Source organism: Sedimentitalea arenosa (genome assembly GCF_016428585.1).
Lineage (GTDB): Bacteria > Pseudomonadota > Alphaproteobacteria > Rhodobacterales > Rhodobacteraceae > Sedimentitalea > Sedimentitalea arenosa.
In genome coordinates this window covers 137,553-152,545 of the sequence record NZ_JAELVR010000005.1, presented here as the reverse complement: position 1 = coordinate 152,545, position 14,993 = coordinate 137,553, and the positions used below count along the sequence as shown (strand labels likewise).

Genomic DNA, 14,993 nt, shown 5'->3' with positions numbered 1-14,993 from the left:
TGATTTCATTCGGAATGGCCTGCGGCAGCCCAGAGGCTGCCACGTCGGATGATTTCTGTGACCTGCGGCAGTTTTAGATCATCAAGTTCATGACCGATGGAGCAGTAGAAGACGCGGCCCTTGTCCCAGCGCCGTTTCCAGACGACCGGGATAACCGTGCCCTCGATCCACCACAGGTGGTCGCCGGAAAAGGTCGTGGTGGCCAGAACCTCGTTGGAGGGATCGACCAGCATGTAATATTGCTCTGATCTCAACCGGAAGCTCTTGATTCCATGCACGATAGGATCGTCGGGTTTGCAGATCGTCACATTATAGTCGATGTAGTCCTCGCGCGGTTGCAGGTTGTCGGGCCAGCCGGGCGGGTGGGCGACGAACTGGCCACCGATGAGGAAATGATAGGTAGGCCGGTCACGAAACGCGTCGCCCATGTGTCCATGCCAGCCCGCGATCCCACAGCCATCGCCGATCAACTTGAGAAGCCCGTCTTCCTGCGGCTTGGTCATGTTGCCGAATTCGGTGCGGTGGCCAGAGCGGGCCGAGGACCAGATCGGCGTGATCAGGTCCACATCGGCGAGATCCGAAGGGCGTTGAAGGGGCTCCATCGTGTCGTAGACATCGACGTCAAAACCGTTGTCTTCGAGGAGCGCCTGGTACCAGTCTGCAAATGCGGTCGGCGCATGGCCCTCCCATCCGCCAACAAATAAAGCCGCCTTCATTGGCTTTCCTTTCGCATGTAATCGCGCATCGCGGCCATGTCCCGTTGGCCGTAGCCACGCACTTCGGCATCCTGCAGACGCGCGAGGGTTTCGCGCCCTTGCGGGAAGGCCGCACCCAGACCGCGCGCCAGCGCCGCCGTGATCTCCATGTCCTTGCGTGCCAGCGCGACGGTGAAGGTGACCTCATGCGCCCGATCATCCAGATAGAGCGGGCGACGGTAGGACAGCATCGGCGCGGCGGCAGCGCTGGCTTCGATCACATCGAAAGCCAGTTCCGTCGCGATCCCGGCCTTGTCCGTGAGGCTCAGCGCCTCGGATACAGTCTGGTTCAGTCCGTGGATCAGGGCATTGACCGCAAGTTTCATGATCGCACCAGCACCGGTCCGGTCGAGAAAGACGGTGCGTTTCCCCATCGCGTCGAACAGAGGTGCAAGGACCGCACCGTTGTGTGCCGTACACCCGGCCATGATCAGCAATTGCGCATCACGTGCCGCTTGCGTCGCGCCCGAAACCGGCGCGTCGATGACGATGGTTCCTTCAGGTGCGGCATCTACGAGGGCGCTAATGTGATCCGGACTCATCGTGCCCATCACCACCACAAAGGACGGCGCATTTGACGCAAAGACCCCTCTCGCACCCAGGTGAAAATCCTCGGATGCGGCATCGTCCGCCAGCATGCTGATCACGACATCGCAGCTTTCTGCCAGATCGCTCGGTGTCTTTGCGACGGCGCCTCCGGTCTGGCTCGCAAACACACGCGCCTTGGTTTCGGTGCGGTTCCAGACAGTCAGATCGAATCCCGCGGCTGCGATGTTGCGCGCCATGGCCGCGCCCATTCGGCCAAGTCCGGCAAAGCCGATCCGCATCACGCGGCTTGTCCGGACTTGATGCCCGAGATGGCTTGGATCAGGTTGTCCTCGGTCACCTCTTCGGATGTAAACGTCCGCATGATCCGCCCGGAATACACGGCCACGATCCGGTCCGAGACGTGCAGCACCTCGGGCATCTCGGAACTGATGACCATCACCGCATAGCCCTGCGCCGCCAGCTCGCGCAGCAGTTTGTGGATCTCTGACTTGCTGCCCACATCGATGCCGCGCGTGGGTTCGTCGACAATCAGCACGTTGGGATGCATGGACAGCCATTTGCCGATGACGATCTTCTGCTGGTTGCCGCCGGACAGATTGCCCACCTGCTGTTTCCAACCCGGTGTGCGGATATCCAGCCTGTCACGATACTGGTCGAAAATCGCGATCTCGGCACCTTCGGCGATGAACGGTCCGGCTTTCAGATCATCCACCTGCGGCAAGGTCATGTTGTCCCGGCAATTCATCCCGAGCACGAGCCCCTGTCCCTTGCGGTCTTCGGGCACAAGGCTGATGCCGCGCTTGATCGCGTCAGCGGGGGAGTGGATACGGACCTCTTCGCCATCAAGCAGGATCTGCCCGCCAGAAGGATCACGCAATCCGAACAGCGTTTCGGCGATCTCGGTCCGACCCGCACCGACAAGGCCGTAAAAGCCGACAACCTCGCCGCGTCGGACGGTGAAACTCACGTCCTGGTAAAGCTTGCCGCAACTCAGTCCGCGCACTTCGAGCGCAACATCACCCAATTCGTGATGCGACGCGTTCCGGCTGAGGTCGAGCGTGCGCCCGATCATCATCTGGGTGACGGCTTCCTCGTCCGTCTCCGCCGTTGCCACGGTGCCCTGGTACTGCCCGTCCCGCAGGATCGAGATGCGGTCGGTGATCTTGAAGATCTCCTCCATCCTGTGCGAGATGTAAATGATCCCCACTCCTTCGGATTTGAGATCGGAAATCACGTCGAACAACACGACCTTTTCCGCATCGGTCAGGGATGCCGTCGGTTCATCAAAGATCACCGCCTTGGCGTCCACGGTCAGGGCGCGGGCGATCTCGACCATCTGCTGGTTGGCGATGGACAGGTCGCCGACACGGGTAGTGGCGTCGAACCCGACATTCAGCTTTTTCAGGATCGCATTCGTACTCTCCGCCAGTCTCATCCAATCGACGCGGCCAAAGCTCTTTCGCGGCAGTTCCCCGAGATAGATGTTTTCCGCAACGCTCAGTTCTTCTGCAAGGCTCAGTTCCTGGTGGATGAAGACGATGCCCTTGGCTTTCGCCTCGAGCGGCCCGGCCATGACCACCTTGTCGTCGCCCATGAAGATCGCGCCGCCATCGGGTTGGTAGATGCCGCCGAGCACTTTCATCAGCGTCGATTTCCCGGCACCGTTTTCGCCCATCAGCGCGTGAACTTCGCCCGGCATGACCGAAAAGGACACTCCGTCCAACGCTCGCACGCCGGGAAAGGTCTTGACGATATCGTCAAGGTGCAGAACGGGTTTCGCGCCGGTCATACCTTCAACTCCTCTTTGCCTTTGACATTCAGTTGCCGGTCAAGAACCAGTACTGCGATCAGGATCAGGCCGATCACGAGATTCACGGTCGATGTATCCGCCCCGATATGGCCGAGCCCCTTGCGCAGAAGCTGAATCGCGATGACGCCACCGAAGGTGCCGATGACGCTGCCCGCGCCGCCGGTGATCTTGGTGCCCCCCAGCACAACCGCCGTGATGACCCAAAGCTCGTAGAGCTGGCCGTCATTCGGGTTCACCGATCCGGATTCAGAGTAGAACACCACCGCGGACAGAGCCGCCAGAAAGCCGATGATGGCGAAGTTGATCATCATGTGCGGCCCGACACGGATACCCGCATTCACGGCCGCCTCGCGATTGTCGCCGATGGCATAGGCGTTTCGACCATGCACCGTCTTGGCCATGACGAACCAGATCACCAGGGTCATCGCCAGCAGGAACCAGGATGCCGTGGCGAGCCCCAGGAACTCGGCTTCGGCGAAATCGACCAACGTCCAGTTCAGGTGACTGGTCGGGTTCTCACCGTTGAACATGAAGACGATTCCCCGAAAGCCCAGCATCGAGCCGAGCGTCACGATAAAGGCGTCCACGCCGGTTTTCCAAACGATCAGACCGTTCAGCGCCCCCAGAAGCGTCCCCACTGCAAGTGCCAGAAGGCAGGCCACGGGGATAACCCAATCGCCGAGACCCGCGAAGACCGGCCAGGTCATGCTGTCCAGCAGGATGATGGCAGCAATGGCATAGGTGGCGCCGACGCTCAGATCGATATTGCCGTTCACCATTACAATGGTCATGCCCATGGCGATAATGCCGATCGGTGCCGACTGCTTGAGCAACAACAGCATGTTGTCGTAATCCATGAAGGCCTTGTCAGACAGCGACAGATATTCGCCAGCCACGCTGAAGAAGATCAATTCGAGAATAATGAAGCCCCAGATCGCGCCGTTCTTCAGCGCCTTGGACAGTGCACCCGGTTGCATGGTTCCCGCTCCCTCTTACGCGATTGGCGACAAAAGCTTGCCACGCTTGGCTGCGATATCGAGCCAGACAGCAAGGATGATGATGATCCAGGTCACGATGAACTGGACGTAGAATTGCAATCCCAGAAGCAGCAGACCGTTCTGAATGAACCCGAGGATCAGCACACCGATGACGGTCTTGAAGATCGTGCCGGATCCGCCAAGAAGCGACGCGCCCCCCAGAATGACGGCCGCCAGGACTTCGAGTTCGAGCCCCTGACCCACGGTGTTCTGCGACCCCAGCGACCGGCTGGCCTGGATCAGCCCGGCGGTCGCTACGCAGGCGGCCGAGATGATGTAGCAGGTGAAGACGGTGCGCGCGCGCTTGATGCCCGAGAACGTCGCAGCGGTGCCGTTGCCGCCGACGGCATAGACCTTTCGACCAAAGGCGGTTTTCGCGAGCACGAGGCCCAGCAACGCCGCAAGCCCCGCGAAGATCAGGATCGGGACGGGAATGCCAAGCGCCGTGCCCTGTCCAAAGACGCTGAACCACGTGCCTTCCTTGTCAGCGATGTCCATGTTCTGACCACCGGAATAGGTCAGGGTAAGCCCGTGAATGGCCGACAGCATGCCAAGGGTGACAATCAGGGAATTCAGCCTCAAATACCCGACCAGGAACCCGATGAACGCCCCAAGGCACAAGGTCATGCCGAACATGGCCGGAATGGCGAGCAACGGGCCGATCTTGTCGTGCAGATCCAGCACCACGATGGTCGAGAACGACATCATCGACCCCACCGACAGATCGAGATTGCCGCTGATCACGACAAAGGTGACCCCTATCGCCATGACGCCCAGAATGGCCGACGACCGCACGACGCTGAAAACGTTGTCGACAGACAGGAATTTCGGATTGGCGAGTGTGAAGGCGATGATGAACACGGCAAAGGCAATCAGGATTCCCTGCTTGGCCAGAACGCCGCCGATCTGTTGTTTGGTCAGTGTGGCCATGATGCCCTCCCTAAGGTCGTTGGCGTTCTGTTATGTCCCGGACACGCATCGCGCCCTCGCGGCGCGGTGTCAGACCAAGGTCATTCCTCCATCGATCATGACAATTTGACCGGTCATGTAATCGCTATCCCTTGAGGCGAGATAGGTCGTGGTTCCGATAACATCCTGCGGCGTTGCCACGCGGCCTTTCAGGATCTCGGCCGAAAATTCTTCCATCGCCTGCCCGGGCCGTTCCGCGGCGCCGATGTCTACCAGGTCCTGATCGACCTGTTCCCACATCTCGGTCGCGACAACGCCGGGGGCAAAACCCGTGACGGTGATATCATGCTTCGCCAGGTCTCGTGCCGCCGATTGCGTCAGCGACACGACCGCGAATTTCGAGGCACAGTAGGGGGCGACGTTGTCAAAGCCCTGCCTGCTGGCGATAGAGGCGGTGTTGATGATCTTGCCGCCGGTTCCCTGCGCGATCATCTGGCGCGCGGCTTCCTGCATGCCGATCATGCAGCCGAGCCCGTTGACGCCCATGATGAAGTTCCAATTGTCCTCGGTCACGTCCATGAAGTTCATCGGCTTGTTCACGCCGGCATTGTTGAACTTAACGTCCAGCCTGCCGAAGGTTTCAACCGTGTGGGCCACCATGGCCCGCACCTGGTCGCGATTGGTGACATCCACTTGTGCCCAGGTGACGGCATCGGCGCGCCCGTTCATCCGGCTGCGATTGCCCTGGGCGACCTCGGCCACCTTCTCGCCATTGATATCGGCGAAACAGACCTTCGCCCCCTCATCGAGCAGGGCTTCTCCTATGGCTCGACCAATGCCCTGTGCGGCGCCTGTCACGATGCAGACACGGTCAGAAACACGTCCCATGCCGCATCTCCCTGAAAAACTGAAGTGGAAAACAATCATGCGGGGCGCAGACGATGCCACACCCCGCATGCGGGAGGATCCTCAGAACACCGGCTTGGTGAATTCGCCCATATTGTCCTGCGTGATCTTGGGCGTGTCGAAGTAATTGAGGAACGGCACGTCCTCGCCATTCAGCACGTCGATCGCCGTCTTCAATGCGGCCTCGGCGTCATCGACCGGGGACTGGTAGATCGATCCCCAGTAGTCGCCTGCTGCCATTGCCTCGTAGCCGACGGCGAAATTGGTGGCGCCGACAAAGATGATGCCGTCTCGGCCCGCGGCCTTGGCCGCGTTCAATGCACCGACGCCCATGTTGTCATCACCGGCATAAACGCCGTCAATGTCGTCATACTTGACGAGAAAGGCTTCCATGACCTGCTGCGACTTCTCGCGGTTCCAATCCCCCGGCTGAGTGTCGACCACGGTCACGTTCGGGCAGACCTCAGGCAGGCGGTCCTCAAATCCCTTGGCGCGTTCGATGGCCGTGGTATAGCCCGGCTGGCCGGTGATGTGCACCACCTGCGCCTCGTCCTCGATGCCCATGTCCTTGAACTTGTCGCACATGATCTCGGCCGAGCGCGACCCCTGGGTGATGTTGTCCGGCCCAGAGAACGACTTGACGAAGTCAAAGCCGGCTTCGGCGATGTTCGAATTGGTGACGATAACCGGAATACCGGCCTGGTGCGCCTTGCGGACGGCCGGGATCACCGCCTCACCATTCGTCGGCCAGATGATGATGGCGTCGACTTCCTGCTGGATCAGGTCTTCCATCTGCGCGATCTGGCGGGCCACGTCGCCGCCGGCATCCAGAACAACCGCTTCGACCGCATCGTTCGCCTCGGCGGCGGCGATGAAGGCCTTTTCATAGGTGGTCTGGTAGCTGTCGACGCCGACATTGTTCTGGGTGATGCCGATTTTCATCGTTTCCGCGCCGGTCGCACAGGTGGCGCCGACCAGTGCCACGGCGGCTGTGGATGCTGCAAGAATATTGCGAATTTTCATCTGGGTCTCCTCCCGGGTGATGACATTTCTTCTTGTGTCCAGACGCCCCTCCCAGGCGTCCACCACCACTCGGATCTCCGAGCGACTGACAGCTACTGTGCAGGGGTTGCCGCGGCGGCAACGCATCAATCTTGTCCACTTTGGATAATAAAAAATCCATTTTGGACAAATGGGTGGTACGCTCTGAAAGCCATATTGAACATTTTGAGGGGAGCGGTCCATGCACCGTCAGAAATTATCCAAGTCGGATAAAGCTGCCGCGACAAGGCGGCCGAACGCAGGGAAAAGGCGCAACGCCAAGATGAATGCCATGACAGGACATAGACAGGCCAGACCGGTTTCGCCACAAGCGCAAACCGAGACGCTCGAGATCTTGTCCTTTCTGGAGGAATTCAGCGATGAGCTGGAAGGCGCGCTCGATATCATCGCGCCGAACGCACATCTGCGCATGGCCTTGCATCTGTTGCAGGGCCATTTCGAAGCAAAGACCATCACACCCACATCATTGATCAGCGCCAGCCGGGTGCCCTATGCGACGGCCAATCGCCGCATGAAGGAAATGATCGAGGACGGGCTGATCGAGCAGCGTCCCCGCACGAAGACCGGCAAGAGTTTTTCCATGCATCCCAGCGAAAGGCTTCTGGCGCAATGGATGCAACTGTCCGGACGTATACGCCGGCTGGCCGAAACGTGCTTCGGCGGTGAGACCGACGATCAAGGCACGCGGGACTATTATTTTGGGGGAAGCTACGCCGCCGCCAAATCCATCCCCCCGCTTCGTGTCCGCAAAGCGCGGCTGAAAGTACCGGGCGGCATCCGCGTTCTCGTCCACGGCGACCCGACCTTCATGGTTATGGACAACCTCAAGCGACAGTTCGAACAGGTCATCGGCACGGACATCAGTCAGCGCGCCTTTTCCATCGACCGGCTGCGTGAAGAGGCGCTGCGCAACGCGCAGCGTGAGACCAGCCGCTACGACATCATTGCGGTCGATCTGCCCTGGATCGGGGAGTTTGCAGAAAAACAGGTTCTGATGCCGCTTGACGAAATCATGGACCTGGCACGGCTCGATCCCGCGGACTTCCACACCGCGGGCTGGATGGCGGCGCACTGGGGTGGGCGCGCCTATGGCGTGCCCGCGCAGACGACCCCCGAACTGCTGTTCTATCGCCGGGACCTCTTTGCCAAGGCCGGCCTGGAACCTCCTGCGACCACGGACGCGTTGCTCGACGCCGCACGCGTGCTTCACGAACCACGGCGTGGGCGCTACGGCATCGCGTGGAACGCCGCGCGGGGCACGGCCCTTGGTCACACCGTGCTGATGACCATCGCCGATTTCGGTCAGCCCATTCTTGATCTGCCGGAAAACGCCGGTGGTTTTGACACCACGCACCTGGCCGAAAGAACCTATCGCGCCACGATCGACACCGAGGCAGGTCTGCAAGCTGCGAAATTCCTGATTGAGCTTCTGAAATACTCGCCACCCGATATCCTGTCGATGTCGTGGTACGAACGCGTGCGCCCCTATGCGGCGGGCAATATCGCGATGGCCTATGGCTATACGCTCCTCGCCCCATACTTCGAACTAGACGAAAGCTCGCCGGCCTGTGGCCAGACCGGGTATTTGCCGCACCCGGCCGGACCAAACGCCAGTCCGGTTGCGCCTGTGGGCGGCTATGTCATGGGCATCCCCGCAAACCTGCCGCCGGACCGCGTACCGGCCGCGGTCGAGGCCTTGACCGTTTTCGCCTCGCCCGAAGCGCAGAAACTCTACGTGCAGAACGGAAGCCGCACCAATCCGCGCTACTCGGTGGCATCCGATCCCGATGTCCGCCGCGCTTCGTCGATCTTCGAAGCCGTGGACGCGATGTCCTGGCGCGACGAACTGCAATTCTGGCCGCGCCCGCCAGTGCCGGAAATCGGCGGCATCATTCAGGTCTGCGGGGAAGAATTCCACGACATGCTGCGCGGGCTCACATCCCCGCGCGACGCTTTGCGCAAGGCCCAGTCCCGGGCCGATGCGCTGATCCGAACACACGGGACGCCTTAATTTCTGGGAGGAGAGACCATGGACCCCAATCGCCTGAGAGGTAAAAATATTCTGATCACCGGTGCCGCACGTGGCATGGGCGCGGCCAATGCCGAAGCCTTCGCCGCGCAAGGGGCGAATGTGTGCGTTGGGGACCTTGATCTTGACGCGGCGAAAGAGGTCGCCGAAGCAATCAGCGGCGCAGGCAACGGCCGCGCCATCGCCGTCAGGATGGACGTCACCAAACGCGAAGACAACGCAGCCGCCGTGGCCGCGACCGTAGATGCGTTCGGATCGATCAACGTTGGTCTCTTCAATGCAGGCCTGAACAAACCCCGGTTCTTCATGGATATCGACGAAGACAACTGGGACATGATCATGAACGTCAACACCAAGGCGATGTGGCTGGGCATGCAGGAGACCGCGCGTCAGATGATCAAGCAAGGCGCGATGGAGGACCATCCCTACAAGCTGATCAATGTCGGCTCCATCGCATCGCGCAAGCCGCTCGTCGATGTGACCGTCTACTGCACCTCGAAATACGGCTGTCTGGCGCTGACCCATTGCGGCGCGATCGGGCTTGCCGAACACAACATCACGGTGAATGGCTATGCCCCCGGTGTCGTGGTGACCCCCCTGTGGGAACAGCTTGACAAGGACCTTGTCGACATCGGCTTCAAAGAGCGAGAAGGTCAGGCCTATGACGACATCGTTCGCGATGCGCTTCAGATCAAGCGCGTGTCCTATCCCAAGGACATCGTCGGCACGGCGTCTTTCCTCGCCAGCGACGACAGCGACTACATGACGGGCCAGATGGTCCATATCGACGGCGGTTGGTGCATCCAGTAGCCCGCTGAATTTCCCACATCTCAACCCAATCAACGGGTCGCGGACGCGATCCGAAGGAGTTGCCAATGTCTCGCGCACTTATGCCCAACTTGCTCACCCCGCAGGATCTCGAACCCAACTGGGAATGGCGGGAACGCCTGCCCGCCTGGGGGCACACGTCGGTCGATTTCGAACGCCGGGTCGATCACGACCGGCTGCGCCGCTATCGTCTCGCACGGACACGGCAATCCCTGCAGAACTCGAATGCAGGATCGCTCTTGCTGTTCGACGTGAACAACATCCGCTACGTCTCGGCGACCAAAATCGGCGAATGGGAACGGGACAAAATGTGCCGGTTCTGCCTGCTCACCGGCGACGACAGCCCCTATGTCTGGGATTTCGGGTCGGCCGCCGTCCACCACCAGCGCCATTCCGACTGGCTTGAGCCGGATCATTGCCTGGCCGGTGTCGTCGGTATGCGCGGAACGATCCCACCGGAATTCGGGCTGATGCGGAAATACGCCAAGATGATCGCGCAACTGATCAAGGATGCGGGCATGGCGGACATGCCGGTGGGCGTGGATTATGCCGAAACCGCGATGTTCCACGCGCTGCGCGAAGAAGGCATCAACGTGGTCGATGGTCAGCAGATCATGCTGTCAGCCCGCGAGATCAAGAACTGGGACGAAATCCAGTTGCTGACGCAGGCCGCGGCGATGGTCGATGGCGTGTACCACATGATCTACGAAGAGCTGAAACCGGGCGTGCGCGAGAACGATATCGTCGCCATGTCCAACAAGATGCTCTACGAAATGGGCAGCGATGATGTCGAGGCGATCAACGCGATTTCCGGCGAACGCTGCAATCCGCATCCGCACAACTTCACCGACCGTTTGATCAGACCGGGGGATCAGGCGTTCTTTGACATCCTGCAAAGCTACCAAGGTTACCGAACCTGCTATTATCGCACGTTCAACGTGGGACGGGCCACCCCGGTGCAAAACGACGCCTATGTCAAAGCGCGCGAATGGATCGACGCGTCGATTGCGATGATCCGACCCGGCGTGACCACCGACAAGGTGGCCGAGGTTTGGCCCACCGCCGAAAGCCTGGGCTTCCCCAACGAAGACGCGGCCTTCGGGCTGCAATTTGGTCACGGGCTGGGCCTCGCCCTGCACGAACGGCCGATCATCAGTCGCGCGGTCAGCCTCGATCACCCGATGGAGATCCAGACCGGCATGGTCTTCGCACTGGAAACCTACTGCCCCGCTGCCGACGGCTATTCGGCCGCGCGGATCGAGGAAGAGGTCGTTGTGACAGAGACCGGATGCGAGGTCATTTCGCTCTTCCCCGCCGAAGAGCTGCCCATCGCCAACCGGTACTGATCATGGGCAATGCATTTGATCTGACCGGCCGCAAGGCCCTTGTGACCGGCGGCGCAACCGGCATCGGCGAGGGCATTGCACTCGGCCTTGCCGCCGCCGGGGCGCACGTGGCGCTGACCTATCGCAGCCATGCGCCTGATGAAACATTGGCGAAGATCGAAAAACTTGGTGCCCGGGGGGCTGCCGTCAAAGCCGATTTCATGGGCATGGATCAGGCCGCGGCAGAAGACGTCGTGGCGTTCGCTGCTGAGGCGTTGGGCGGGCTCGACATCCTGGTGAACAACGCCGGGACAATACACCGCGAGGACAGCATCGACTTGCCGCTTGAGGATTGGCGCAGGGTGCTGTCTGTCAATCTCGATTCGGTCTGGCTGTTGTCGCAGGCCGCAGGCAAGCGCATGGTCGCGCAAGGCGCGGGCAAGATCGTGATCGTCTCTTCGGTCCTTGGCTCACAAGGCGGAGTGCGCGTGCCCGCCTACGCGTCCAGCAAACACGCCGTGATCGGTCTCACCCGTGCCTTGTGCAACGAGTGGGCGCCGCATGGCATCAACGTCAACAGCATCGCGCCCGGCTACACCGCCACGGACAACACGCAGGCGCTGCGCGATGATCCCGGACGATCAAAGGCGCTGCTCGACCGCATTCCCGCCGGTCGCTTCGCCGAACCGGAGGAAATCGCCGGGGCCGCCGTCTTTCTGGCGTCCGATGCCGCCAATTATTGCCACGGGAGCGTGCTCACCGTCGATGGCGGCTGGCTCGCACGCTAGGAGAGATCATGGAACAGAGCCTGAAGGGAAAAACAGCACTGGTTACAGCGGCAGCGAATGGTATCGGAAGGGCCAGCGCCGAGGCGTTGGCTGCACGCGGCGCGCACGTGATTGCCACCGATATCGACGAGTCAGCCGTCGCGGCAATGGCCAAAAGCTCCGACAGTATTACTGCGCGTCAGCTGGACGTGCTGGACGCAAAGGCCATTGAGGCGTTGGTCGCATCGGTCTCACCCGTCCAGATCCTGCTCAATTGCGCGGGGTGGGTACATGACGGGACGATCCTTGATTGCGACGAGGCGATCTGGGACCGCGCCTTTGATCTGAACGCCAAGGCGATGTATCGTGTCACCAAGGCGGTCCTGCCAAGAATGCTGGATAGCGGTGCCGGCTCCATCATCAATATCGCCTCCATTGTCTCAAGCGAAAAAGGCGCGCCGCGCCGCTTTGTCTACGGCGCGTCCAAGGCCGCGATCATCGGCATGACCAAGGCCATCGCTGCGGACTTCGTCAGGGACGGCATCCGGTGCAACGCCATCTGCCCAGGCACAGTCCAAAGCCCTTCGCTGAACGACCGGCTGGCGGCAACAGGGGACTTTGACGCCGCTCTGGCCGCGTTCAAGGACCGCCAGCCCATGGGGCGGCTCGGCCAGCCCGAAGAAATCGCAGAGATGGTGTGCTACCTTGCGGGGGATCTGTCCGCCTTCACCACCGGCCAGGCCTTTGCGGTCGACGGCGGGTGGTCGATCTGATGGGACTGGATCGCGACGCGTCCATTGACGACCTGCGACGTCGGGCCAAACGGCGGATTCCACGCTTTGCCTTCGATCTGGTCGATGGCGGTGCCGAGAACGAGCGCAACCTGCGCCGCAACCGCGACGCCTTTCAGGAGGTGGAACTGACCCCGTGCTATATGGTGGATGTGTCGAGAATCGACACACAGGCCACCCTGTTCGGCCAGACCTTCGCGGCGCCGTTCGGCATGGCGCCAATCGGCATGCTCAACGCGTTTTGGCCGGAGGCGGACCTGACGCTGGCCAAGCTGTGCAAGGCGCAAAACATCCCCTATGTCGCCAGCTCCGCTGCCTCCACCACGCTGGAAACCCTGGCAGAGGCAGCAGACGGAAACGGCTGGTTCCAGCTCTATGTCTCAAGCGATGCGGACGTCACCGAAGGCCTGATCGCGCGAGCCGAAGCTGCGGGCTATACCACGCTCATGGTGACAGCAGATGTTCCTGCAGCGGGTAAACGGGATCGCGACATTCGCAACCAGCTGTCCGTGCCCTTCCGCTTCACGCCGGACGTCGTGATGCAATGCATGGCCAACCCGTATTGGGCACTCTTGAACTTGCGCCATGGCACGCCGAATGTGGCCAACTATGCCGACCTCCTGAAAAGCGCGACATCCTACGCTGACGTTCAGAAAACCCTGATCACTCCGGGTTTCACATGGGAGGACCTGAAGCGCCTGCGCGCGCGATGGAAGGGCAAGCTCTTGGTCAAGGGCATCCTGCACCCGAAAGACGCCGCAACATGCGCCGACCTGGGCTGTGACGGTATCGTCGTGTCCAACCACGGCGGTCGGCAGGTCGCGTTCGGCCCAGCCACGATCGAAGCCCTTCCCGCGATCGCTGACGCCGTTGCAGGACGCACGACACTCATCCTCGACAGCGGGATTCGCCGCGGCGCGGATATCTTGCGGGCAAAAGCGCGCGGCGCGGATTTCGCTCTTGCCGGGCGCGCATTCGCCTTTGGAATGGGCGCAGGCGGACAGGCCGGCGGCGAGCGCGCCTTTGAAATTCTACATCTGGAATTGATCCGGGCTTTGGGTCAAATCGGAGTGCCGAGTTTCAACGATGTGGGCCCCTCACAACTCAGTACCGTGCCGTGACAGCCCTGTTATATAGCGTGGATCCCATCTTCGGCTTGAACGCTTCGCCCTAGCGACTTGGCTGAGCTTTCGAATTGGTCTTATCCTCCATAGCAGCTGCATGATCGTGCGCTGAAAGTCGAACCGCAACACTGACCGCAAGATCAGAAAGAGCACTCCGACCTCCTGAAAAGCTTCCAGAAACCGGCACGATATGGTGAATATCGCGACCGACTGCGACTGGAATCAGGTTCTGCGACCCGACGCTTCGGTTCGTTGGATCAAAGGCGATCCATCCAGCTCCGGGGACAAATATTTCAACCCAAGCATGGGTAGACCCTGAATTTGCCGACCCAACAAGGCCGTCCTCCGGATCGGACAGATAGCCGGACACGATCCGGGAACCGAATCCAAGAACGCGCGCAGCTTCGGCGAGCAGGACCGCGAAGTCGCGGCACGAGCCCGATCGCCGGTAGAGTGTCTCAATCGGCAACTGGGTTCCTTCTGTGTCGCGGCTCTGGTAGGAAATCTGCGTGAATACGCCAGTGCTGATGTCCTTCAAAAGAGACAGGGTGTCGGTCGGGCGGGCCATGACAAAGCCTTCGACCCATCGGGCAAGGCGGCCATCGAGGTCGCCGTATTGCGGAATAGTCAACGCACCCAGATCCGTCCATTCGTCGGCGGCGTACACAAAGGGGTATTTGACGGCCGAGTCAGCTATGGCAAAGACCGGCCAGGCTGGCGCGTTCAGTTCCACGCTGGCGCGGCTTTCGATCACCAGATGATCTGTCTTGCCGTCAAAGACGGCGGTGGCGATGGCGTTGCCGGCCACATCATGCGCCCAAATTACGTTCGCCATCGGAGAAATGGACAGAGAGTGCGAGAACAGTCGCAATTCCCGTGTTTCCCGGGGACGCAGCATCAACCTGTGCGGCCCGAGAGAGACCCTGTGACGGTATCGGTAGGTTGTGGCGTGAGTGATGTCGAGACAGGCCAAAAATGGTGTTCCAATACGGTTCGAGGCAGACGGCACGCACGCCGATGGAGATCAGCGGCGGCGAGATGCGCCCGGGCTTGCGGGAACGGCGTTTCGCCAGGCGTTCAACCCCTTGCAGCGCCGGCAAA

General features: G+C 60.8%; 14 protein-coding genes. 6 read left to right on the top strand and 8 right to left on the bottom strand.

The genetic code is table 11. The features are described 5' to 3' along the window. Nucleotides 1-5: 5 nt before the first annotated feature. The 7 genes from JF290_RS08890 to JF290_RS08860 all read right to left on the bottom strand — a co-directional run bounded on the left by JF290_RS08890 (nt 6) and on the right by JF290_RS08860 (nt 6,989). Nucleotides 6-716 (bottom strand): ThuA domain-containing protein, encoded by a 711-nt coding sequence (locus tag JF290_RS08890; protein ID WP_199024500.1) that lies wholly within the window; start codon nt 714-716, stop codon nt 6-8. Then, a complete protein-coding gene (locus tag JF290_RS19770; protein ID WP_199024499.1) occupies nt 713-1,582 on the bottom strand; it encodes an NAD(P)-dependent oxidoreductase in 870 nt (289 codons plus the stop codon). Before JF290_RS19770 ends, JF290_RS08890 begins: the two co-directional genes overlap by 4 nt. Beyond that, entirely contained in the window at nt 1,582-3,093 is a 1,512-nt protein-coding gene (locus JF290_RS08880) for a sugar ABC transporter ATP-binding protein (protein WP_199024498.1), read from the bottom strand. The genes JF290_RS19770 and JF290_RS08880 overlap by 1 nt, the downstream gene beginning before the upstream one ends. Continuing rightward, entirely contained in the window at nt 3,090-4,091 is a 1,002-nt protein-coding gene (locus tag JF290_RS08875) for an ABC transporter permease (RefSeq protein ID WP_199024497.1), read from the bottom strand. Before JF290_RS08875 ends, JF290_RS08880 begins: the two co-directional genes overlap by 4 nt. A gap of 15 nt (nt 4,092-4,106) precedes the next feature. Then, nucleotides 4,107-5,081 carry an ABC transporter permease gene (locus JF290_RS08870; protein WP_199024496.1) on the bottom strand — a complete coding sequence of 325 codons (975 nt, stop codon included), beginning with the start codon at nt 5,079-5,081 and terminating at the stop codon, nt 4,107-4,109. Nucleotides 5,082-5,150: 69 nt separating this feature from the next. Continuing rightward, nucleotides 5,151-5,948 carry an SDR family oxidoreductase gene (locus JF290_RS08865; protein ID WP_199024643.1) on the bottom strand — a complete coding sequence of 266 codons (798 nt, stop codon included), beginning with the start codon at nt 5,946-5,948 and terminating at the stop codon, nt 5,151-5,153. A gap of 81 nt (nt 5,949-6,029) precedes the next feature. Further along, nucleotides 6,030-6,989, bottom strand: a complete 960-nt coding sequence (locus JF290_RS08860; RefSeq protein WP_199024495.1) for a sugar ABC transporter substrate-binding protein — start codon at nt 6,987-6,989, stop codon at nt 6,030-6,032. Nucleotides 6,990-7,290: 301 nt separating this feature from the next. Between JF290_RS08860 and JF290_RS08855 the strand changes: the two genes are divergently transcribed. From JF290_RS08855 to JF290_RS08830, 6 genes are all read left to right on the top strand, one after another. Next, entirely contained in the window at nt 7,291-9,039 is a 1,749-nt protein-coding gene (locus JF290_RS08855) for an ABC transporter substrate-binding protein (protein ID WP_199024494.1), read from the top strand. Nucleotides 9,040-9,057: 18 nt separating this feature from the next. Next, a complete protein-coding gene (locus JF290_RS08850) occupies nt 9,058-9,867 on the top strand; it encodes an SDR family NAD(P)-dependent oxidoreductase (protein ID WP_199024493.1) in 810 nt (269 codons plus the stop codon). A 65-nt stretch (nt 9,868-9,932) separates the two neighbouring features. After that, nucleotides 9,933-11,231, top strand: coding sequence for a M24 family metallopeptidase (locus JF290_RS08845; RefSeq protein ID WP_199024492.1), 1,299 nt, complete (start codon nt 9,933-9,935; stop codon nt 11,229-11,231). A 2-nt stretch (nt 11,232-11,233) separates the two neighbouring features. Beyond that, nucleotides 11,234-11,998, top strand: coding sequence for a glucose 1-dehydrogenase (locus JF290_RS08840; protein ID WP_199024491.1), 765 nt, complete (start codon nt 11,234-11,236; stop codon nt 11,996-11,998). An 8-nt stretch (nt 11,999-12,006) separates the two neighbouring features. Continuing rightward, nucleotides 12,007-12,750 (top strand): SDR family oxidoreductase, encoded by a 744-nt coding sequence (locus JF290_RS08835; RefSeq protein ID WP_199024490.1) that lies wholly within the window; start codon nt 12,007-12,009, stop codon nt 12,748-12,750. Then, nucleotides 12,738-13,889 carry an alpha-hydroxy acid oxidase gene (locus JF290_RS08830; protein WP_199024489.1) on the top strand — a complete coding sequence of 384 codons (1,152 nt, stop codon included), beginning with the start codon at nt 12,738-12,740 and terminating at the stop codon, nt 13,887-13,889. Before JF290_RS08835 ends, JF290_RS08830 begins: the two co-directional genes overlap by 13 nt. A 49-nt stretch (nt 13,890-13,938) precedes the next feature. Here the strand turns inward: JF290_RS08830 and JF290_RS08825 are convergent, their stop codons facing one another. After that, complete coding sequence (locus JF290_RS08825) at nt 13,939-14,901, bottom strand: transglutaminase family protein (protein ID WP_328701224.1); 963 nt, start codon at nt 14,899-14,901, stop codon at nt 13,939-13,941. Nucleotides 14,902-14,993 lie beyond the last annotated feature (92 nt).

Coding starts and splice junctions, on each gene's coding strand:
- JF290_RS08880 (WP_199024498.1), bottom strand. CDS start 3,093: ATGACCGGCGCGAAACCCGTTCTGCACCTTGACGATATCGTCAAGACC.
- JF290_RS08890 (WP_199024500.1), bottom strand. CDS start 716: ATGAAGGCGGCTTTATTTGTTGGCGGATGGGAGGGCCATGCGCCGACC.
- JF290_RS08875 (WP_199024497.1), bottom strand. CDS start 4,091: ATGCAACCGGGTGCACTGTCCAAGGCGCTGAAGAACGGCGCGATCTGG.
- JF290_RS08845 (WP_199024492.1), top strand. CDS start 9,933: ATGTCTCGCGCACTTATGCCCAACTTGCTCACCCCGCAGGATCTCGAA.
- JF290_RS08865 (WP_199024643.1), bottom strand. CDS start 5,948: ATGGGACGTGTTTCTGACCGTGTCTGCATCGTGACAGGCGCCGCACAG.
- JF290_RS08860 (WP_199024495.1), bottom strand. CDS start 6,989: ATGAAAATTCGCAATATTCTTGCAGCATCCACAGCCGCCGTGGCACTG.
- JF290_RS08850 (WP_199024493.1), top strand. CDS start 9,058: ATGGACCCCAATCGCCTGAGAGGTAAAAATATTCTGATCACCGGTGCC.
- JF290_RS08840 (WP_199024491.1), top strand. CDS start 11,234: ATGGGCAATGCATTTGATCTGACCGGCCGCAAGGCCCTTGTGACCGGC.
- JF290_RS19770 (WP_199024499.1), bottom strand. CDS start 1,582: ATGCGGATCGGCTTTGCCGGACTTGGCCGAATGGGCGCGGCCATGGCG.
- JF290_RS08870 (WP_199024496.1), bottom strand. CDS start 5,081: ATGGCCACACTGACCAAACAACAGATCGGCGGCGTTCTGGCCAAGCAG.
- JF290_RS08855 (WP_199024494.1), top strand. CDS start 7,291: ATGAATGCCATGACAGGACATAGACAGGCCAGACCGGTTTCGCCACAA.
- JF290_RS08835 (WP_199024490.1), top strand. CDS start 12,007: ATGGAACAGAGCCTGAAGGGAAAAACAGCACTGGTTACAGCGGCAGCG.